Source organism: Pseudomonas muyukensis (assembly GCF_019139535.1).
Taxonomy (GTDB): domain Bacteria; phylum Pseudomonadota; class Gammaproteobacteria; order Pseudomonadales; family Pseudomonadaceae; genus Aquipseudomonas; species Aquipseudomonas muyukensis.
Genome location: NZ_CP077073.1, coordinates 3618724 through 3639366, shown reverse-complemented (window position 1 = coordinate 3639366; position 20643 = coordinate 3618724). Strand labels below are relative to the sequence as shown.

Sequence of the window (20643 nt, the reverse complement as noted above, 5' to 3'; positions counted from 1 at the left end):
ATGGTTTGGCGCCTCGTACGAGGCGCCTTTTTTTGCTGGCCGTCAGCTCTTTTCCTTCGGCTGGATAACGATCGCCAGGGCATCGGGCTCGGGGCCGGCTTTCCAACGGGCCTTTTCGCTCCAGTTGGCGGTATCGATCACCGCCACTTCGTCGCCGCCGCTGATCGCCACGTAGACCCGCTTGCCGTCCGGCGACACCACCGCGCCGATCGGCAGCGCTTCCTCGCCCAATTGCGTACGCCGGTATTCGGCGCCTGCGCGAGCCAGGCCGATGCGCTTGATCTCTTTCTTGGCGACCACATCGATCACCGCCAGCTCCGCCGACTTGGCGCAGGTGACCAGGGCGTACTTGCCGTCCGGGGTCATGGCGATGCGGATCGGAAACACCCCGGTGCGAATGCGGTCGGTGACTTCCAGGCGCTGGGTGTCGACGATCGCCACATCATCGCCGGCGCGGTTGCTGACCCACACCTGGGTGCCGGTGGGCGTCACCGCCACGCCTTCGCTGCCCTGGCCGGTGGGGATCTCGGCGATCTTCTTCTTGTGCAGCAGGTCGACCACCGACAGGCTGCCGCCCTCGACATGGGTGACATAGGCGCGGTCGGCACCGGGTGACAGCGCGACCATGTGTGGCTTGCCGCCGCCGACCTCGATCCGGTCGAGCACCTTGCCCTGGGCAAGATCGACGATCAGCAGGCGCTCGCTGTCCTCGGTGGTGACCACCACCCGCTGGCTGTCGGGCAGGAAACGGATGCCGTGGGGGCGCGAGTCCTGGCCCAGGTCGATGGTGCGCACCACCGTGCGGCTGGGCCAGTCGATCACGCTCAGGCTGTTGTTGGCGGTGCCTTGCGCGCCGTAGTTGCCGACCGCCGCCAGCAGGCCGTTGCCGCTGACCACCACTTCGTGGGGGCCGCTGCCGACCGGCAGGCGGAGCAGTTCCTGGCCGTTGCGGGTGTCCAGGGCCGAGACGCTGGCATCGGCCTTGTTGCCGACCAGCAGGATGTCGTCGGCGTAGGCCAATGGCGCGCCGGCCAGCAGGGCGCTGGCCAGGGCCAGCGGGAGCAGGGTTTTGCGATGAGGGTAGGGCATGTCCAGTCTCCTTTGGGTTGCGGTCCTTGTTGCATGCTCAAAGGCTGTGACCGGCGCAGTGCGCCGAGAGTTTCCTCGCAGGCGATCACCCAGCCTTGCTGGCTGGGCAGGTACACACAGACGCGGAACCTGGGCGCGGGCATGCCCGCCGATGCCGGCGCGGCGGCTAGCGCGGGGCCTGGTTCGCCGGCAGTGGCCCGGCGATGCGCAGCCAGATCGCCGAGGCGTCGTCGCTCATCTTGAAGCGTGGATAGCGCAGGCAGACATCATCCAGGTGCTCGATCGTGCGCAGGGTATGGCCCAGATCGGCAAGCCCGTGGCTGTGCAAGCGTCTGATGAAAGCGGCGGGGTCACAGACCTGATAGGTGTCGAACAGCGCGGCGAAGCCGTCGCTCATCAACACCACATCGTCCCCAGGTGCTGCTGGAACGCGCTCGTACCGCGTGTCTTGCACGGACTGCGCCGCATCGACCCCCAGCACCGCCCGGGCGCGCTCGCGGGAGGCGCGGCGGTCGAGCTCCACGGCCTCGGTGCGCACGCCGTGGGCGCCGGTGCCAGGGCCCAGGGCGGCGGCTTCGGCACGTTCGGCCTTGTGGTCGGGATCGGGAGTCAGGAAGCGCACACCCTCGGCGCTGCGATGCAGGACCACGCAATCGGCCAGGTGCGCGCAGACCAGTTGGTTGCCCTCCAGTGCCACGGCGGCGAAAGCCGCGCGCGGCAATTCCCAGAGGGCCACGGGTTCGCGTTGGCGATCGTGCTGGTAGGCCTGGGCGATCTGCTCGAACACGCCGGTGCAGATGTTCTCCAAGCTGCCTGATGCCCCAGCAAAGGCCCGCTGCGCGGTGCCCGAAAGCCAGGCCGCGCCGCCACGAGCCCCGAGCAGGCCGGGTTGGCCAAGGTCGGTGGCGCCGTCGATCACCCAGGCGTGGCGATCGGCGCAGCCGATGCGGTCGTCGTTGGCAACGTCGGGTTTGCCGGCCAGGCTCAGGGTCTGGATCAGGTCGAAATGCATCGTTTGGCTCCTTGCAAGGGTCAGGCAGTGCTGTGACCTTGAAGGTTGTCGCATCCGCCGTCAAACCGCGCAACTGGCAAAACTATCAGGGCGCCGGGTGCAAGGCCTTGGCCATTTCCGCGGTGGCCGCCCAGCCCAGCGCCGCGTACACCGGCCGGCCGACGTCGGTGGCATGCAGCACGGCGAACCCCAGCCCGCGCCGGCCGAACTCGGCTTCGGCCAGGCGCATCAGCGCCGTGGCCAGGCCTCGACGGCGATGGCTGGGCTCGACGTAGACATTCAGCACATAGCCGCGTCGATCCTGGGTGGGGTGTGCCGGGTGCGGTGGCCAGTCGATGTCCATCAGGCCGATGGCTGCCACGACGGCCTGGCCATCGAGCAAGGCGAAACCGTAATAACGGCCATCGGCCAGGCGCGGTCGCAGCCAGGGGGCAAAATGTTCGGTCATGCTGCGCAGTTGCGCAGGGTCGCCACCGGCTTCGTGAAACATGGCTTGGCGTTGGCGGCAGATCATCGATTCATCGTGGGGCTGCAGGCGGCGGGGTGTCAGGCCGCGAACATCGATGTGCGAAGGCATGTCGTGCATCTGAGGTTCTCATGATGGAGGCTTCGGTCCTGGTGTGGCGTTTTGCAAATACGCCCCCTGGGTCGCGCGTGATGGGTGTGCTCAAGTGCAAAAAACACCGCCGCTCAGGGACGTTTTTTGCGCAACACCCCACTAGGCTCTGTACGAAAAGCCTTGATACTCGTTCATGCTGCGTTGAAAACCGCCTCGCCATGCTCATGTACGCCAGTACACTGCGCTTGCTCGGCTGTTTTCGCCTTGCCTGACCTTCGTCTCAAGACTTTTCATACAGAGCCTAGGCGCGTCTGCGCTGCTGTGGCAGATACAGATGAGCGGCAAACGCGGCATACAGCGCGTGCGCCAATGGCTGTTGCCTGGCGCCCGTGCGGCGCTCGAGCTCGGCGGCGCCCCGCCACCGATCGCAGGCGCGCCGCCCCGCCGGCCACCGGGGCTAGACTCGGGGCACCGCCCTGAAATCTCGGAAGCACCGCCATGACCCCCAAGAACCTGATCTGCCTGTGGTACGACAACGACGCCGAAGCCGCCGCCACCTTCTACGCCAACACCTTCCCCGACAGCCGGGTGACTGCGCTGCACAAGGCCCCGGGGGATTACCCCAGCGGCAAGGAAGGCGACGTGATCACCGTCGAGTTCACCGTGATGGGCATACCCTGCCTCGGCCTCAACGGTGGCGACACTTTTCGCCACAGCGAGGCGTTTTCGTTCCAGGTAGCGACCGACTCCCAGGAGGAAACCGACCGCTACTGGAGCGCCATCGTCGACAACGGCGGCCAAGCCAGCGTCTGCGGCTGGTGCAAGGACAAGTGGGGGCTGTCGTGGCAGATCAGCCCGCGCCTCCTCACCCAGGCCGTGGCCGGCAGCGATCGGGCCGCGGCCAAACGCGCCTGGGAAGCGATGATGAACATGGGCAAGATCGACATCGCCGCCATCGAGAGGGCGATCAAGGGCTGAGCGCCTGAGCGCGGGTTCGCATGCCATTGCGTGCTCCATCACCTGGCCAAGGTGCACCCGTGGTGTGCCAATTGGACCTGGCCTTGATCGGGGCGCTGGTCGGGCCGCAGGAGCCGGCGCAGCCGCTGGCAAGGCTGGCTCCTGCGCGCCAGCTTCAGCCTTCGCCGTACATCCAGCGCATCAACGAATGGCGCCCGCCGATCCCCAGTTTGATCGCCGCGCGGCGCAGGTAGCTCTCCACGGTATTGACCTTCAACTGCAGGCGTTCGGCCTGCTGCGGTGCCGTATGCCCGGCCAGCAGCCCTCGGCACACCTGCATTTCGCGCTCCGACAGGGGGATGCCGGTCTGGCGCAGGCGCTCGACGAAGCGTTGCTCGAGGCTCTCGGGTTCGCTGGGTTGCGGCGCGGGCGGCTGCAAGGCGCTGATGTGTTTTTCCAGCATGGGCAACAACAACGGCGAGATATCCTCCAGCCGGCTGCGCTCGATGGCGGAGAAGCCGTAACGCGGGTCGGCGCGCAGCACGGTGATTTCGTAGTGGTAGCCATCCTTGCGCCGCGCCAGGTGCAGGCGTGCCGGGTCATCGAAGGCGTCGCTCGGCTCGCCGGCGGTGAACACCGTCTCGCTGAGCAGGGTGGCGTCGGCATGGGCGGAACAGGCAGGCGCCACCCGCAATTGGCGGATATGGGTGGCGTCGATGGTCAGGTGGGTGTGGATCAAGTCGTGCAGGTGCCGGGGGAAGTGGCGGCTGCCGGTGCTGGCAATGACTTTGCCGATCTGCGGAAACAGCAGGTGCGAATTCATCGTGTCATCCATGAGGTGCGGTGGTACGAAAGGCCATGCACGCCTGTAGCCAGCATCCTTGGCTGGCGGCGGGGCCGTTGGCGCTGCTTGCTATCCTAGTACAACGATTGAGTGACGGTTAAATGAAGCTGGAATAATGGCATAACAATATCAATGCTGCGCGTTCGTCACAGTCGACCATTGAGTCGGGTATGATGCCAGCCCTTTCTCCAACGAGGCCCGACCCATGTCCCTGAGCGCAGCACAGATTGGCGAATTGCGCGCCTTCGCCGAACAGCTGGCCGATGCCGCTGCCCACGCGATCCAGCCGTACTTTCGCGCAAGCCTTGAGGTCGAGGACAAGGGCGGGCGCCTGTACGACCCGGTCACCGTGGCTGACAAGGCCGCCGAGGACGCCATGCGCACGCTAATCCAGGCACGCTACCCGCAGCACGGCATCCTGGGCGAGGAGCAAGGGACGCTAGCGGGCAGCAGCCCGCTGCATTGGGTACTCGACCCCATCGACGGCACCCGTGCCTTCATCACCGGCCTGCCATTGTGGGGCACGCTGATCGCCCTCAACGACGGCGAGCGCCCGGTCATCGGCGTGATGAACCAACCGTTCACCGGCGAGCGCTTCATCGGTACGCCCGACGGCGCCTGGCGCAGCGGCACGCCACTGAAGACCCGGGCCTGCGCTGAGCTGGCCACTGCCACACTGATGTGCACCACCCCGGACATGTTCGACACCCCGGCGCGCAAGGCGGCCTTCGAACAGGTGGCCGGCCAGGCCCGGCTGATGCGCTACGGTGGCGACTGCTATGCCTACTGCATGCTGGCCTCGGGGTTCGTCGACGTGATCGTCGAAGCCAGCCTGCAACCCTACGATGTGCAGGCACTGATGCCGATCATCGAAGGGGCGGGCGGGGTGATCACGGCCTGGGATGGCAGCAGCGCGCAGAACGGCGGTTGCGTGGTGGCGTGCGGTGACCCGGCGCTGCATGCGCAGGTGGTGGCGATGCTGCGTCACGCCATGTGACGGGCGCCGGCATCGCACTTTTTCGCATTTGTGCGTTCTATGCATGGCCAGGCCGCCGCGATTCCCGTGGCGGCCGACCCTTGCTAGCGGTGCCGATGGCTGTACGACGACTTGCCCTGATTCCCCCCTGCCTGCTGTTGACGGGCGCCCTGGTGACCTTGTGCGGCTGCAGTCAGCAACAGGGCAGCGACCTGTTCACCCAGCTGCGCAACGGCAAGCCCGACGAGCTGTTCCAGACCAGTGTCGACCGCATGGCGACGCTGGCCATGCGCGACAACCTGCAGAGCCTGTATCTGCTGATGAACAAGCTGTACCTGCGCAACCCCAGCCAGTGGAAGCAGTCTGGCTACCTCGATGCCACCACCGCCGCGCGGCAGATCCGCATTGCCATCGAGCAGCGCCAGCCGTTGCCGCAGCTGGGCGAGCGCCGCGACCTGGCGGCCCTGAGCTATGCCCTGAGCCCGGAGTTTCGCGGTGACCGGGTCGGTGCGTTCATCTATGCCATCGGCAGCATGCTGGTCACCGCCCACGGCGGGCGTACCGAGTTCTACATGACCGACGCCATCGACCCGCTGTTCATCAACAACGCGGCGCGCAATATCGAGAAGGCCACCTGGATGCTCAGCCAGCGCCAGGATGCCAACGGGGTGTTGTTGCTGTTCTCCAACGAGATTTCCGAGCAGGGCAGCAACCTGAGCTTTGCCGTGGAGTTCGGCAAGGTGGTCGCGCGCCTCGACCTGCTGGCGCAGATGCTCGATGAGCGTTACCGGCGTATTGGCCTTAATTATGCGCAGAGCCTGTTGCTGATGAACTTCCTGCCGGTGCAGTGAGCGGGTGTGCTACCGGCCGTAACCGCCGTGGGAGCCGGCTTGCCGGCGAACACCGGCGCAGCCGGTGCCATCCACCGTGGCGCCTGGTTCGCCAGCAAGGCTGGCTCCTACGGGCGGGCAGGTCGCGGGTGGCGTAGGAGCCGGCTTGCCGGCGAACACCGGCAGAGCCGGTGCCATCCACCGTGGCGCCTGGTTCGCCAGCAAGCTGGCTCCTACGGGCGGCAGGTCGCGGGTGGCGTAGGAGCCGGCTTGCCGGCGAACACCGGCAGAGCCGGTGCCATCCACCGTGGCGCCTGGTTCGCCAGCAAGGCTGACTCCTACGGGCGGGCAGGTCGCGGGCGGCGTAGGAGCCGGCTTGCCGGCGAACACCGGCAGAGCCGGTGCCATCCACCGTGGCGCCTGGTTCGCCAGCAAGGCTGGCTCCTACGGGCGGGCAGGTCGCGGGCGGCGTAGGAGCCGGCTTGCCGGCGAACACCGGCAGAGCCGGTGCCATCCACCGTGGCGCCTGGTTCGCCAGCAAGGCTGACTCCTACGGGCGGGCAGGTCGCGGGCGGCGTAGGAGCCGGCTTGTAGTGGTCCAGTTTTTTTGGACCACGACGTAGGAGCTTTTAGGCCGCCAGCTCCTCAAAAGTAGCTGGTGGCAGATCGTTCGAAGCGTAGTGACAGCGGTGATGGTTGTAGTGAGCAATAAACTCCATCACATCTTTCTCCGCCTCTCTGTGATTTGTATAACCATCCTCCGGTACCCAGTCCTGCTTCAACGTCCTGAAGTAGCGTTCTACAACGGCGTTATCCCAGCAATTGGCTCGTCGGCTCATGCTCTGCACGATACTCTTTTCAGCCAAATACCCTACAAAACGATCAGAGGTGTACTGACACCCCTGGTCAGAATGAAACATCAATCCAGAACCCGGTTTGCGCAGGGCAACAGCTAACCGCAAGGCCCGGAGCGAGAGATCGGTATCAGCTGTTTTCGAACAGGCCCAACCCACGATCCGGCGGGAAAACAGGTCCATCACCACTGCCATGTACAGCCAGCGTCCACCTGCCCGTATGTAGGTGATATCTCCCGCCCACCGCACGTTGGGATGCACGGGGTTGAAGCGGCGATCCAGGAGATTGGCAGCTGTAGGGGCTGGTTTCGTGGCTCGCCGATAATGCGCGTAGCGCGGGCGTTTCCAGTGCAGATCCAGCCTCTTCATCAAGCTACGCATGCGATAGCGCCCGACCGCGAACCCTTTTTTTCGCAGTTCCTTGAAAAACCTCGACTACCCAAAGCACCGCGAAATGTCCTGTGCAATTGGCGTATTTCCTTTTCAAGCGTCGCGCAATGGGCTTGATCAGCCGAGGCTTACGGCTCGCGTAGTGACTGCTACGTGGCACGCTCAGAAGTCGACACAAATGACGCGTGGACAGTCGACCCTTGAGCCGTGCGATCACTTTCTTCGGCAGAACAGTGCCCTCAGATGAGAGGGCAACTGCTTTTTTAGAACGTCGTTCTCGGCCTCCAGCAGCTCTAGTCTGGCCTTCAGTGAATCAATGAGTTCCTGGTCTTGAGGCCGAGTCGTTTGCGTGGCTCCTTCATGCTCCTTGCGCCATGCTCGAACCCAGCGTCGCAGGGCTGTGGGCCCCACTCCCATCTGCTCACATGCCTTGGGCACGGAGTAGTTCATTTCCACGACCAAGCGAACAGCTTCGGCCTTTTCTTCAGCAGGAACGTTACGAAAACCCATGATGCGTCCTTAGGTTGATGCTCCTACATCATGGTCCAAAAACATTGAGCCACAACAGCTTGCCGGCGAACACCGGCAGAGCCGGTGCCATCCACCGTGGCGCCTGGTTCGCCAGCAAGGCTGGCTCCTACGGGCGGGCAGGTCGCGGGCGGCGTAGGAGCCGGCTTGCCGGCGAACACCGGCAGAGCCGGTGCCATCCACCGCCTCGGCTGGTTCGCCAGCAAGCTGGCTCCTACGGGCGGGCAGGTCGCGGGCGGTGTAGGAGCCGGCTTGCCGGCGAACACCGGCAGAGCCGGTGCCATCCACCGTGGCGCCTGGTTCGCCAGCAAGGCTGGCTACGGGCGGGCAGGTCGCGGGCGGCGTAGGAGCCGGCTTGCCGGCGAACACCGGCGCAGCCGGTGCCATCCACCGCCTCGGCTGGTTCGCCAGCAAGCTGGGGCCTGCACTCAGGCGACATCGACCAGGACGATCTCGCTGTCTTCCAGCGCGGTCACTCGCAGCACGCTTTCCTGCTCGATCGCCACGCCATCGCGGGCCTTGGCCTGCAAGCCGTTGATCTCGACCCGGCCCTTGGCCGGCACCAGGTAGCCGCGGCGCCCTGGGTCGAAGGCATATTCGGCGCTTTCCCCAGCCTTCAGGGTAGCTGCCACCAGGCGGGCATCGGTACGGATGCGCAGGTTGCCTTCGTCCCCCGCGCGGCCGCTGGCCAGGGTCACGAAACCTTCACCACGCTCCCCCTTGGGGAAGGGCCGGGTACCCCAGGACGGCGCATCGCCGAGGTTCTCGGGGATGATCCAGATCTGGAAGATCCGCGTATCGACCTGCTCCAGGTTGTACTCGCTGTGCACGATGCCGCTACCGGCACTCATTACCTGCACATCCCCGGCCTCGGTGCGGCCTTTGTTGCCCAGGCTGTCCTGGTGGGTGATGGCGCCTTCGCGGACGTAGGTGATGATTTCCATGTCGCGGTGCGGGTGCGGCGGGAAGCCGGCACCGGCAGCGATCAGGTCATCGTTCCAGACCCGCAGGTTGCCCCAGTGCATGCGCGCCGGATCGTGGTATTCGGCGAACGAGAAGTGGTGGTGGGCGTCGAGCCAGCCGTGGTTGGCATGGCCCAGCCGTTCGAAGGGTCGCAGTTGCAGCATGATGGTGCTCCTCTGAATCGGTGGAATGGGGCCATGATCGGTGTTTAAAAGATCGAAAAAAAGCGTAAATATCGACTTAATTTGATCAGTTTAATGGATGGTTTAGGCTTCGAGGCTACCTGCGATTCATCGCCTAATCCCATGATCCATAAGCATTCGCTGGCGCTTTGCGACGGATGAGGCGAACATGCCCGCTGTTTCGATCTTCAACGGAGTGACCGTGCCCCACGCCCATCCCCAGGCCCCGGCCGACCTGACCCCGCCCGCCCAGTTGCCCTGGCTGCGCCGCCTCGCCGCGCGCCTGCTGGGCCGCGGCTTGAGCCGCCTGCAGGCGCAGCACCGTGACTCGTGGTTCCTTGGGCACGCCAGCGGCCAGCGCAGTGGCCATGCCGATGGGCTACGCGAAGGGTACGAGCGTGGCCGGGTGGAGGGCTACGAGGCCGGGCGCCAGGTGCTGATCATTCGCGACACCCGTCCGGAACAGGCTGCGGTGCCGGGCGAGGACGACAAGCTGTTCGATGACTGGCGCCTGCCGCTGACCGCTGAGTTGAAAAAGCGCTTCAAGGCCGACGTGGCCCAGCGCCTGCCGGCCGACGCGCAACCGAGCGCCGCGCAATGGAAGCTGATTTTCAGCGACACGCCTTCCACTTGCGTGGTGGCCGGGGCCGGCGCTGGCAAGTCGACTTCGCTGGTGCTGCGTATCCTGCTGCTGCGCCACTACCTGGGCTTCGAGCTCGACGCCCTGACCGTGGTGACCTTCACCCGCGAGTCGCGCAAGGACTTCATCCAGCGCCTGCTGCAGGTGTTCGGCCTGTGGCAGGTGGCCCTGTCGCCGGCCCAGGGCCGCGAGCTGGTGCGCACTTTCCACTCGCGCATCCTGCCGCTGGTGCGCAGCCTGCCGGGCTTTGCCCAGGTGCGTGCCTTCGAGACCCTGGGCAACGAGATGCCCGCCGGGGCCGAAGCCAACGCCGAGAGCAACCCTTTCGACCTGCGCCTGAACGACGCCCAGCGCCAGCAACTCAACCTGTGCTACCGCGACCTGCTGGCCGATAGCCCACGCTTCGCCGAGCTGGTCGGCAGCCTGCGCCAGCAGGCACTGCTGCTCAAGCCCCTGGACCCGGAGCACCCGGATGTGCAGAAGCGCGCGCAGGTCACCCAGCTGGCGGCGCAGCGTGACGAGGAGCTGTGCGATGTGCTCGAGGACCTGTGGTTCGCTGCCGGCGCCTGGCCGATCAAGGGCATCGAGCCGTGCCGCGAGACCGTGCAGATCCGTGGCAGCCGCTTCCATGTGCATGGGCGCCTGGAGGGGTTGGACGCCTGGGTGGTGCTGGGCTTCGACCCCAGCGAGAGTGCCCAGTACCAGCGCCCCGGCGCCAAGCTTGCGGTGCGTGCGGAATGGGCGGTAAAGCGCACCTTGTTTCAAGCTTTCTGCGATAAGCCATTGATATGGCTTGATAACTACTCGGCAGCCAAGCGTTTGGCCGCGTCCCTGGCGGGGGATGCCGTTGCCGGCCCCGGCTTTGAGTACAAGGTCAAGGGCGAGCTGGCCGCGGCGCCGCTGCTCGACGCGTTCGTCAGCGCCGCGGGCTTTATCGAGAACCTCGGCCTGGACGTCAACAGCGCAGTGGCGGCCATGAGCTTCCCGCCCGGTGACAGCGACGCGGCTTTCTTCGAGGCCCTGGCCCTGTACTGGAAAGCCTTCGAGGCGCACCTGCTGGCCCAGTCGCCGCCGGTGATGACCTACAACCGCATGTTCGCCCTGTTCGGCGAGAACAACCCGGAAAACCTCGCGCTGTTGCCCGACCCCTTGCTGCGCCCGTTGGCGCACCTGATGATCGACGAGTTCCAGGACGTCTCGCCGCAGATCGTCAGCTGGCTGCGCGCCTGCCTTGCCGAGATCCGCCGGCGCGGCCCGGCGATGCACAACGGTCGGGTGGCCCAGCATGCTTCGTTGATGTGCGTGGGCGACGACTGGCAGTCGATCTACGGCTGGCGGGGCAGTTCACCGCAGTACTTCATGGCGTTCACCAAGGCGTTCCCGTCGCCGGCCAACACCCGGGTGATGCTGGTGGAAAACTACCGCAGCCAGCAGCACATCATCGATGCCGCCGAGCACCTGGTCAAAGGCGCTGCGGCCATCAGTGGCAAGAAGGCCCGCGCCAGCGGCCTGGCGGCCGAGTTGCCGTTATCGCCGGTGAAGGTGTTCGAGCGCGACGAGGCGGCGCTGGCCCAGACCCTGATCGAGCATTACCAGCAGGGCGAATCAGTGATGATGTTGTTTCGAAAAACAAGTGATAAATCATTGATTGAAAAGTATTTAATTGATGTTGTTAAAGCTGATTCTAGCTTGCCTGCCAGCCAGCGCCGGCTGCGCCAGCTGACCTATCACAGCGCCAAGGGCCTGCAGGCCGACGCCGTGTTCATGCTCGGCGACTGCCAGTACCTGACCAGCTCGCCTTACAAGAACCAGGCCTATCGCCTGGCCGGCCTGGGCAAGCCCGGCGATGCCCAGGCCTTCGACACGGCGCAGAAGGAAGAGGTGCAGCGCCTGGCCTATGTGGCGGTGACCCGGGCGGTGAAGCATTGCTACTGGCATGTCGAGAAGCCCAGCGCCGAGGCCGCGGCGCTACCGCGCGCCTCGAGCCAGGTGCAGGGGCGCCAGGCGTTCTTCGAGGATCTGCGCGGGCAGTAGCGGGCTGCTATGGTCTAGGCTCTGTATGAAAAGTCTTGAGACGAAGGTCAGGCAAGGCGAAAACAGCCGAGCAAGCGCAGTGTACTGGCGTACATGAGCATTGCGAGGCGGTTTTCAACGCAGCATGAACGAGTATCAAGGCTTTTCGTACAGAGCCTAGGCAGCATCTGCTCAGGGAGCGCGACCATGCCTGCTTTCGAGATTCTGCATATCGACCATATCGTCCTGCGGGTTGCCGACCTGGAGCGCAGCTTGAGGTTCTACCACGACCTGCTGGGCTGCCCGGTGCGCAGGCGCCGGGAAACGCTGGGGATGGTCCACCTGGCGGCCGGCAACAGCCTGATCGACCTGGTGGCGGTCGAGGGGCCGCTGGGCCAGCAAGGCGGGCCGGCGCCTGGCGCCACGGGGCATAATCTCGATCATTTCTGCCTGCGCATCGCGCCGTTCGATGAGCTGGCGCTGCGCCGGATGTTGCAGGACGCCGGGGTTGAGGTGCAGGCCGCGCAGCCGCGCTATGGCGCCGACGGCGAGGGGCTATCGCTGTATTGCTTCGACCCTGATGGCAATCGGCTCGAGCTGAAGGGTGCTGCCGGGGCCTGAAGGGGCTAGGGCAGGCGCAGGACCGCCGCGCTGGCACCGCGCCGCAAACCCATTGGTTACGGGGCGCACGCTGGCCATGGCCCAGCGCCGCCTGCAAGCGTTACCATGCCTGCCTCGACCGGAACCCGACGCAGGAGCCCGCATGACCGCTGTCGCCGTGCAAACCCACTGGCTCGAAACCCCGCAAGGGCGCCTCTACGCCCAGGCCTGGACCCCAGCCACGGCCCACGCGGTGCCCATCATCCTGATGCATGATTCGCTAGGTTGCGTGGCGCTGTGGCGGGATTTCCCCGAGCAACTGGCCCTGGCCAGCGGGCACCCGGTCATCGCCTATGACCGCCTTGGTTTTGGCCGCTCGGATGCCCATCCCGGCAACCTGCGCCCAGGCTTCGTCGAAGCCGAAGCCGGCGAGGGGTTCGCCGCGTTGTTGGCGCAGCGGGCGATCGGCCCGTTCATCGTGTTCGGCCACAGTGTCGGAGGCGGCATGGCCATTGCCTGCGCCGCTGCCCATGGCGAGCGCTGCCAGGGGGTGATCAGCGAGTCGGCCCAGGCCTTCGTCGAGCCACGCACCCTGGCCGGGATTCGCGCCGCCGAGCAGCAGTTCGCCGAGCCTGGGCAGTTGCAGCGCTTGCAGCGTTACCACGGCGACAAGGCCGAGTGGGTGCTGCGGGCCTGGATCGACAACTGGCTCGCAGCGGACTTCGCCGACTGGAACCTCGACCAGGCGCTGGCCGAACTGCGCTGCCCGTTGTTGAGCCTGCATGGCGATCTGGATGAGTTCGGCAGCCTGGCGCATCCGCAGCGGCTTGCCGAGCTGGCGGCAGGGGCGGCGCAGGTGCAGGTGCTGCCTGGGGGCGGGCATGTGCCGCACCGGGAGCAGGCGGATTGGGTGCTGGCGGCGGTGGTGGGTTTTTTGCGGCGCTGGGGTTGAGCGTTTTCGGGGTGGCCTGGGCTGTTCGACACGCTACCCATGCCCCCCCGGCACCCCCTCTGCGCCACTGGCAAACCGGGCCTTCAGGTGCCCCTGCTGATCCAGCAGGTAGGCATCCATCACCTCCCGTACCACAGGCCCCGCCACCCGGCCGCCAGCCTCGCCGTTCTCGATCATCACCGCCACCACCAGCGCCGGATGCTCGGCCGGGGCGAAACCGACGAACAACGCGTTGTCACGGTGTCGCTCCAAGGTCTTGTCACGGTTGTAACGTTCACCCTGCTTGATCGCCACCACCTGCGCCGTGCCGCTCTTGCCGGCGATCCGGTACTGGGCACCTGCCGCCGAGGCACGGGCAATACCGCGCGGATCGTGCATGACCATCTGCATGCCCAGGCTGACCTGGTCCCACGCGCGTTTGTCGTGCAGCACGATATCCGCCATCGGGTTGGGGTCGAGCGGCTTGTCGCCGCCCACCGTCATGGCCAGGTGCGGGCGATGCCAGGCGCCCTTGCTGGCCAGCAGGCTGGTGGCCTGGGCCAATTGCAGCGGGGTGACCTGCATGTAGCCCTGGCCGATGCCAAGAATCAGTGTTTCACCGGGGAACCAGGCCTGGCGCCGGGTGGCGCGCTTCCAGGCCTGCGATGGCATCAGCCCGGGAGCCTCCTCGAACATGTCCAGCGACACTCTCTGGCCCAGGCCGAACTGCGCCATGTAGTCGTGCAGGCGGTCGATGCCCAGCTTGTGCGCCAGGTCGTAGAAGTAGGTGTCGTTGGAGCGCATGATCGCGCTGTACATGTCCACCCAGCCATCGCCGCTGCGGTTCCAGTTACGGTACTTGTGGTCATAGTTGGGCAGTTCGTAGTAGCCAGGGTCGAACACCCGGCTGGCGGGGGTGATCACGCCGCTGTCGAGGCCGGCGATGGCCACCTCCGGCTTGACCGTCGAGCCCGGCGCGTACAGCCCGCGCAGCACGCGGTTGAACAACGGCCGGTCGATCGAATCGCGCAGCGCCGCGTACTGCTTGTAGCTGATGCCCTTGACGAACAGGTTGGGGTCGAAGCTGGGGTTGCTGACCATCGCCAGCACATCGCCGTTGGCCGGGTCGAGCACCACCACCGCGCCCCGGCGCTCGCCCAAGGCCTTTTCGGCGGCCTGTTGCAAGTGGGCGTCGAGGCTCAGCACGATGTCCTTGCCCGGCACCGGGTCGTGGTGGCGCAGCACGCGCATCACCCGGCCCTGGGCATTGGTCTCGACCTCTTCGTAGCCCACCTGGCCATGCAGTTGTTGTTCGTAGAACCGTTCGATGCCGGTCTTGCCGATCGACTGGGTGCCTCGGTACTCGGTGCTGTCGAGGGTCTTGGCCTCTTTCTCGTTGATGCGCCCCACGTACCCCACCGAGTGGGCAAAATGCTCGGCCAGCGGGTATTCACGGATGAACTGCGGCTCGACCTCAAGCCCCGGCAGGCGGAACTGGTTGACCGCGATCAGGGCGATCTGCTGCTCGCTCAGGCCCACCAGCAGGGTGACCGGTTCGAAAGGCTTGCGGCCTCGGCGCAGGTCCTTGTCGAACTGCTGGCGATCGTCCTCGGACAGGCCGAGGACCTGCGCCAGGTTGTCCAGCACCTTGGCCGAATCGCCGGCACGCTCACGGGTCATGGTCAGGTTGAAGCTGGGCTTGTTGTCGGCCAGCACCACGCCGTTGCGGTCGTAGATCAGCCCACGCTCGGGCGGGATCGGCAGCAGGTGCACGCGGTTGTTTTCCGAGACCGCGCTCTGCTGGTCGTGCTGCAGCACCTGCAGCACGTAGAGGCGGCCCACCAGTACCGCGCACAGGCTCATCACCAGGACGGCACAGGCCAGCAGCCGGCGGTTGACCAGGTGCTTTTCCGTTTCGTGGTCCTTGAGGGGGATGGGGTGTGGCATGGCAGCTCGTGAAGTCGCGCACGCCCGTTGCCGTGGGGTAACGGGCGTTGTCCGGGGGCGGCGATGCTACGCAAGCCGGTGCGCAGGCTCAAGGCAAGCCACCCCCAGGGAGGGTGGCCTGCGTTGCCTGCGCCCCGGCATGCCGGGGTTGTGGCCAACATGAAAGTTCCTTCACCTTACCGGCGGCCCGTCATTGTTGCTGTTGGTCAGGCTGCGCCCGCTGTTGTGCGGGGTTGCTGAACCAGACCTCGATCACGCCCCTGGAACCTTTGTATGCGCTGGACAGCCGCTCGAGTCGCCAAGGCTGGGCCGTTTGCTGTTTGACCACCGCGACGATGGCTGCGGCGCACGCGTATCCCAATGAATCGTGAACACGGACAGTGGTTTCGCTGACGGGCGCAGGTGCCGGGCGTGCCGCACGAAATGCGCTCGCGACCACGTCCTCGATCGGTGGGACATTGGCTTGCCACTTGTCATGCCACCAGCTCCGATAGGTGCGTGCCTTGTCGCGCATCTCGGGCCCGTGAATCTGCATGTAGATGGTCGTGTCTTTGCAGATATCGCTGCTGTTGATCGGCAGGCTGATGGTGGGCTCAGGCTCAGCTTCAGCCGCCGGTGCAGGCACGGGCTGCGGCACTGGTGTCGGCGCCGGTGCTGGAAGCGCCATGGGCTCGGGCGCTTGCGGCTCGGCAGCTGCGCTACCGGTCATCGCGCCAACTTCGGGCGACGGTTGGCCTGCCACGATTTGCGCCACAGGTTTGGGCTTGAGCGGGCAGCCTTCCTGGACAACGGCCAGGTCTTGCGCCGGGCGCTCGTCGCTGGCCTGGACCTTGTAGGTCTCCTGCAACTCGGTCTGCAGCCGAGCCAGTGTGTTGCGCCGTGTCGAGCAAGGGTGCAGCCGCTCCCAATCGGCCTGGGCACTGTAGTCGTAGCCCCAGTACACCGCGGTCGAAACGCGGGGCGCTGGCATCAGGCACGCCCCCGCATCCAGCGAATCCAGCCCGGCCCTGGCCTGCACCAGGGTCTGGCAGGCTTGCCCCATGCCCTGGTTGAGTGCCGAGCAGGCCTGCACCGCATCCTTGATCACCTGCTTGCCAAGCTCTGACCTGATCAGCCAACCGGCCTCGCCGTTCTTGCAGTAGGCGTCACCGCTGCGCAACAGTTCGGCGGCGAGCTTTCTGGCCGTAGTGCCGGTCGAGTCGGTAACCTCGCCGGCAGGCAGCTTGCCCCATAGCCGAGCGATCGCCACCATGGCCTGGCGTTCGCCGGCTATGCGGTTGTTCAGCGACGAGCGGTAGGCCTCATAGGCTTGCCACCCGGCCACTGCCAGCGACAGGACGACCCCCGCGCCCACGGTGGCACCGACCGTACTGACGTGGCGCCCCCAGATACTTCTCGAAGCCGCTTCGGCGGCGGGCTTGTCCGGCATTGCCGAGTGCCCCTCGGCGTGCTCGGGCTGCAGGTCGAACAGGGCTGGCAGGTGCTCCCTGAGCAGGCTCAACAGGTCGGCGCAGAGGTGCTCGCCGAGGTTGTTGCCCAAGGCAAAGTAGGATTCCCACTGGTTCTCGCTGAAGAATTGGTCGCCGGTTGTCTCCTGGGGGAAGACCGGGTTCTGGCGTTTGTAGTTGGCCACGTCCATGGGCACCGAGCGACAGATGTTGGGCTTGACCAGGATCATGATGGCCTGCCGGGTGCAGGTATCGTCGGGGTACTCCAGGGTGGCCAGCGCCAGGCAGGCCTCGCTGTCGTCCCGGGTCAGCTCCTGTAGCGTGCCGAAGTATTTCCGGCATTCGCTCCAATCGCACGCGTCCTTGCCCAGTATCTCGGCCGGGAGGCCTGCCAGGTCATTGGGCCGGCGGAACGTGATACGGATGCCCATGTCGATGCGCGCCTTGCGCACAAGGTTTTCCACATCCTCGAAGGAGTAGCTGGGGTCTGCGCCGCAATCGGCCAGGACGATGACCCGCGCCCGTTCGAGCAGCAACGGATACACACCGGTATTCTCGAAGTGGCCGCCATCGGTGAGGAACCAGTTGGCGTCCGGGCCTGCGTCGAATGTGGCGGACAGCTCCGACAGCAGCGCCTTGGATTTGGCCTGCATGCGGCTGAAGATAGTGCCGGCGACTGCCGCGCCGCCGCGTTCACGTTGCGAAAGCCAGTAGCCCAGCCGCACGCCGGCGAAGGTGAGCAACGCCGCCAGGCCACGCTGCGTGCGCGGCCCCATCCCAGGCGCGGCCGCCGCGCCGGAGATCGCCATCCAGGCCCCCAGGCTGAGCTGGCCGATGCCTTTGAACTCATTGCGCCAACCTTCCTGGCTCAAGCGCGAACCGCCACCTGCGCGCACGCTGAGCAGCAGGCCCTGGCGGTCGCGATTGAACAGCCGGCCGTCCGGGTCTGCGGTCTGGTTGACGCAGGTGTTGATGATATGCACCGGGCCGCCGGCCTCGTGTGGCGCATAATCGGCCAGCGCGACATCGTCGGCAGGCATGACCTGGCCGACGTTGCGGATCTGGCTGGTGGTCAGGTTGTGCGGCTTGATCGGGTCCAGGGCCGAGACCGGTTGCTGGTCGCCGAACCGCGAGGGGTTGGTGGCCCCAAGGTAGCTGCGCACCAGGCGGGCCTTGTAGAAGGTGTGCAGCGACGACAGGTTGAGAAAGCCCAGGTTGGCCCCGGTCGCCGCCACATAGAGCGCCGGCGGGACCCAGAGGTAGAGCAGGGCCAGCCAGCCCCCGGCGAATTGTGGCGCGATGACGCTCAGCGGCGTGCCATCGGATTTCACCAGATCGGGAAATACCGCGGTGAAGACGATTTTCAACAGCAAAGAGACCCACCAGACGAACAGCGCGGCGGTCAGCAAGTAACCCAAAAGCTGCAAGGCCAGCGGCAGCAGGCGGCTGGCAGGCTTGCCGTCCTGTTGCTGGCCCTTGGCGCCCCTGAGGCTGAGCATCAGGGCCTGGGCGATGCCGGAGGCGACCGCCAGGGCGATACCCAGGTCGAGCGTCTCGAAGCTGCGGCTCTGGAAGGCCAGTAGCCAGGCCAGGCGTTCGACGATGCCCAGGGCGAGAATCAACAGGCTGGCCCGCAGGCAATTCATCAATAGCTGGGTCAAGCGATTACGCAGCTCGGCCATGGCATCCTTGCCGGGCTTGCCAAGGTTGAGCAACTGCGCGTTGCTGCGGCTCAGGCTCCGCCAGGCAAGCAGGCTGTGGAGCAACGAGGTGAACGAGACCACCACGACCACGATCGCCAGGCCAAGCAGCAGCGTATCCAGGCCCTCCGTGGCCGGGCTGGCGGCGAAGTGCTGGATCGTCCGGCCGAGTTGGCAGGCCGCGCCCAGCAGGACGATCGCGCCGACTATCTTGACCGCAAAGTAGCAGCCCGCTCGCCGCTGGACCCACTGTGAGTCCCAGTAGGCGAACACCAGGTGCAGCGCGACCGGCGCCAGGGGCAGCAGCGCCAGCCAGGCCGTCGGCAGCCAGGGTTGCAGCAGGTTCAGCCAGTCGAACAGCGCGGGCGCCCAGGCACCATAGCCAAGCAGGTCGAGGCCACCCCAGACGGCGAGGTCGAAAGCGGCCAGCACACCGCCCAGCAGCACGGCCAGCAAGCCGAATTCAAAGTGCAGGGCCAGCAGGTTGCGCAGGTACAGGGTGATTGCCAGCAGGCGGTCGACGAACCCTGCAGGGGCAAGGTAGCGGCCATTGCAGCGCAACCACCAGCCAAACCAGCGGCTGTCGGCGTGGGCGAGGGCCTCCTCGACCTGATCGGCGCCAGGCTGTGCGGTGTGCGGGCGAGTCCGCGCATAAAGACGCCCGAGCATGCTGCCGATGTAGCTGCCGCCTGAGACCGTGGATAGCACGTCGAAGCGGTTGAGCAACTTGTTCTGGGCCAGCCCGCGCAGCAAGCCGAGGCTGAACGTCGCGCTGCGAATGCCGCCACCGGAGAGCGCCAGGCCCCAGACGTCCGCTCCGTTCGCCGGGAGTTTGGCGGCGATGCCTGCGCCATCCTGGCGCAGCTTGTCACGGCGAACCTCGATCAGGTCGGCGCTGTGGTTGGGCGGCACGGCGTGCGCCGGGTGTTGCGCAGGGGCAGGGGTGTGCTTGGGCATGGCTGTTTCCTTCGCCAGTGTGCTGGAAACGCAAGCCGGGCCTGTGCGCATAGCTTGGCAGGCACCAGCTGGCAGGGTGGGCTAGCGCGGTGGCAGGGGCACCCGCGCGAAAGGCTTGGGCAGGTACACAGTGGCCGGCGGGGACTGCTGGCGGGCAAGGGCTTCGACCTTGTGCTGCATCTGGGCGACTGCTTGGCCTTTCATCGGCTGTGGGGCCTCGGGCGTGTTGCCAAAGAAGTTCTCCCAATGCCCGAGCAGCACCACCCGCGGCTGCGTCGCCGCCAGCACCCGCTGCGGGTAGTGCCTGGCATGGCGCCAGGAACCAACGCTGAGCACCAGCACATCGACCGGCGTGGCGTCTGGCGGTGTCGGCAGGATGCCGCACGGGGCGCTGGCAGCACTGTCCTGGTAGTGAATGCGGTAGGCGGGCTTGCCGTCCTCGCCGAGCAGGTCGATCAACCAGGCCATGGACTGGCCTTGCTTCCAGCCGAACACGCTGGCAGGCGGCGTGACCAGGTCGGTGTGGTAGTCGCCTTGGGCAAAGGTATGCCCCAGCAGGTGCGAAGCGTGCATGCTCTCGATCGGCATGGCGCGGATATGCCCGCCACTGGAGGTGATCCAGTAGCCGGGCCGGGCGGGTGGCGCGCGGCCGGCACAGCCAGGCACGGTGGCCATGTAGCCCCTGGCGCTGTTGACCCGTGCCGGGTCGATCCAGTTCTGGCGGCCGACCCGGTCGGGGTCCTTGAACGCGCGCAGCATGTGGACCACGGTGTCCGAGCCGTAGACCTGGGCGTTGCGCGCGTACCAGTGCATGACCCAGGGCACGTCGAGCAGATGGTCGTAATGGCCATGGCCGACCAGCAGCAGGGTGACGTCGTCGGCGGGGGCGCGGCGCATGTAGGTATTGATGCGCTGCTTGTCGGCCTTGACCCACAGCGGCGGCACGCCCTCGACCAGGGTTGCCGGGTTGCTGAAGGAGGGCGCGAGCATCACCCCTTCGCCGCGCCAGTGCATGAGCCAGCCGCCCACGCCCAGGTACTGGATGCTCGGTTCGGCGGCCGTGGTTGCCGTCCAGACCTTCGGCTCGGCCTCTGGCCCGGCGGCGGGGCAGCAACCCCAGATGAACAGGAGGGCAAACCCTATGGCTGCGTGCATGGACGCTACCCCGCTGAAGCGGTTTCAGGTACGGCTCAAGCTCCAGCGTAGGGCAGGTTGTGGTCGGT

The 20643-nt window shown here is 66.1% G+C and carries 15 protein-coding genes and 1 pseudogene; 6 read left to right on the top strand and 10 right to left on the bottom strand.

Features of this window, described 5'->3' with window-relative positions; all coding sequences use genetic code 11:
* Positions 1-42: 42 nt before the first annotated feature.
* The 3 genes from KSS95_RS16260 to KSS95_RS16250 form a co-directional block, all read right to left on the bottom strand.
* On the bottom strand, positions 43-1089 hold the full coding sequence (locus tag KSS95_RS16260) for a YncE family protein (RefSeq protein ID WP_217848095.1): 1047 nt from the start codon (positions 1087-1089) through the stop codon (positions 43-45).
* Positions 1090-1255: 166 nt separating this feature from the next.
* Positions 1256-2101, bottom strand: coding sequence for a protein phosphatase 2C domain-containing protein (locus KSS95_RS16255; protein WP_217848094.1), 846 nt, complete (start codon positions 2099-2101; stop codon positions 1256-1258).
* An 85-nt stretch (positions 2102-2186) separates the two neighbouring features.
* The gene (locus tag KSS95_RS16250) at positions 2187-2687 is read right to left on the bottom strand and encodes a GNAT family N-acetyltransferase (RefSeq protein ID WP_217848093.1); all 501 of its coding nucleotides are present in this window, start codon (positions 2685-2687) and stop codon (positions 2187-2189) included.
* Positions 2688-3158: 471 nt separating this feature from the next.
* Here KSS95_RS16250 and KSS95_RS16245 point away from each other — a divergent pair, with 471 nt between their 5' ends.
* Positions 3159-3638: a VOC family protein gene (locus tag KSS95_RS16245; protein WP_217848092.1), complete on the top strand. Its 480-nt coding sequence runs from the start codon at positions 3159-3161 to the stop codon at positions 3636-3638.
* A 154-nt stretch (positions 3639-3792) separates the two neighbouring features.
* Here the strand turns inward: KSS95_RS16245 and KSS95_RS16240 are convergent, their stop codons facing one another.
* Positions 3793-4440: a helix-turn-helix transcriptional regulator gene (locus KSS95_RS16240; RefSeq protein WP_217848091.1), complete on the bottom strand. Its 648-nt coding sequence runs from the start codon at positions 4438-4440 to the stop codon at positions 3793-3795.
* A gap of 226 nt (positions 4441-4666) precedes the next feature.
* Here KSS95_RS16240 and hisN point away from each other — a divergent pair, with 226 nt between their 5' ends.
* Positions 4667-5458 carry a histidinol-phosphatase gene (gene hisN, locus KSS95_RS16235; protein WP_217848090.1) on the top strand — a complete coding sequence of 264 codons (792 nt, stop codon included), beginning with the start codon at positions 4667-4669 and terminating at the stop codon, positions 5456-5458.
* Positions 5459-5553: 95 nt separating this feature from the next.
* Positions 5554-6288, top strand: coding sequence for a hypothetical protein (locus tag KSS95_RS16230; protein ID WP_217848089.1), 735 nt, complete (start codon positions 5554-5556; stop codon positions 6286-6288).
* 608 nt (positions 6289-6896) lie between these two features.
* On the opposite strand, the pseudogene KSS95_RS16225 reads toward KSS95_RS16230, so the two are convergent.
* From KSS95_RS16225 to KSS95_RS16215, 3 genes and pseudogenes are all read right to left on the bottom strand, one after another.
* Positions 6897-7541: pseudogene (locus KSS95_RS16225) on the bottom strand (IS3 family transposase); the annotation flags it as partial.
* A gap of 183 nt (positions 7542-7724) precedes the next feature.
* Positions 7725-8021 carry a transposase gene (locus tag KSS95_RS16220; protein ID WP_217848088.1) on the bottom strand — a complete coding sequence of 99 codons (297 nt, stop codon included), beginning with the start codon at positions 8019-8021 and terminating at the stop codon, positions 7725-7727.
* Between the two features lie 446 nt (positions 8022-8467).
* Entirely contained in the window at positions 8468-9166 is a 699-nt protein-coding gene (locus tag KSS95_RS16215; protein ID WP_217848087.1) for a pirin family protein, read from the bottom strand.
* Positions 9167-9353: 187 nt separating this feature from the next.
* On the opposite strand from KSS95_RS16215, the gene KSS95_RS16210 reads away from it, so the two are divergent.
* The 3 genes from KSS95_RS16210 to KSS95_RS16200 all read left to right on the top strand — a co-directional run bounded on the left by KSS95_RS16210 (position 9354) and on the right by KSS95_RS16200 (position 13389).
* The gene (locus KSS95_RS16210) at positions 9354-11858 is read left to right on the top strand and encodes a UvrD-helicase domain-containing protein (RefSeq protein WP_217848086.1); all 2505 of its coding nucleotides are present in this window, start codon (positions 9354-9356) and stop codon (positions 11856-11858) included.
* A 186-nt stretch (positions 11859-12044) separates the two neighbouring features.
* Positions 12045-12458, top strand: coding sequence for a VOC family protein (locus KSS95_RS16205; RefSeq protein ID WP_217848085.1), 414 nt, complete (start codon positions 12045-12047; stop codon positions 12456-12458).
* 142 nt (positions 12459-12600) lie between these two features.
* Positions 12601-13389 carry an alpha/beta fold hydrolase gene (locus KSS95_RS16200; RefSeq protein ID WP_217848084.1) on the top strand — a complete coding sequence of 263 codons (789 nt, stop codon included), beginning with the start codon at positions 12601-12603 and terminating at the stop codon, positions 13387-13389.
* Between the two features lie 33 nt (positions 13390-13422).
* Here KSS95_RS16200 and mrdA read toward each other — a convergent pair whose 3' ends face one another.
* The 3 genes from mrdA to KSS95_RS16185 all read right to left on the bottom strand — a co-directional run bounded on the left by mrdA (position 13423) and on the right by KSS95_RS16185 (position 20575).
* A complete protein-coding gene (gene mrdA, locus KSS95_RS16195) occupies positions 13423-15315 on the bottom strand; it encodes a penicillin-binding protein 2 (protein WP_217848083.1) in 1893 nt (630 codons plus the stop codon).
* 190 nt (positions 15316-15505) lie between these two features.
* Entirely contained in the window at positions 15506-19420 is a 3915-nt protein-coding gene (locus tag KSS95_RS16190) for a patatin-like phospholipase family protein (protein ID WP_217848082.1), read from the bottom strand.
* An 81-nt stretch (positions 19421-19501) separates the two neighbouring features.
* Entirely contained in the window at positions 19502-20575 is a 1074-nt protein-coding gene (locus tag KSS95_RS16185; RefSeq protein WP_217848081.1) for an MBL fold metallo-hydrolase, read from the bottom strand.
* Between the last annotated feature and the right edge of the window lie 68 nt (positions 20576-20643).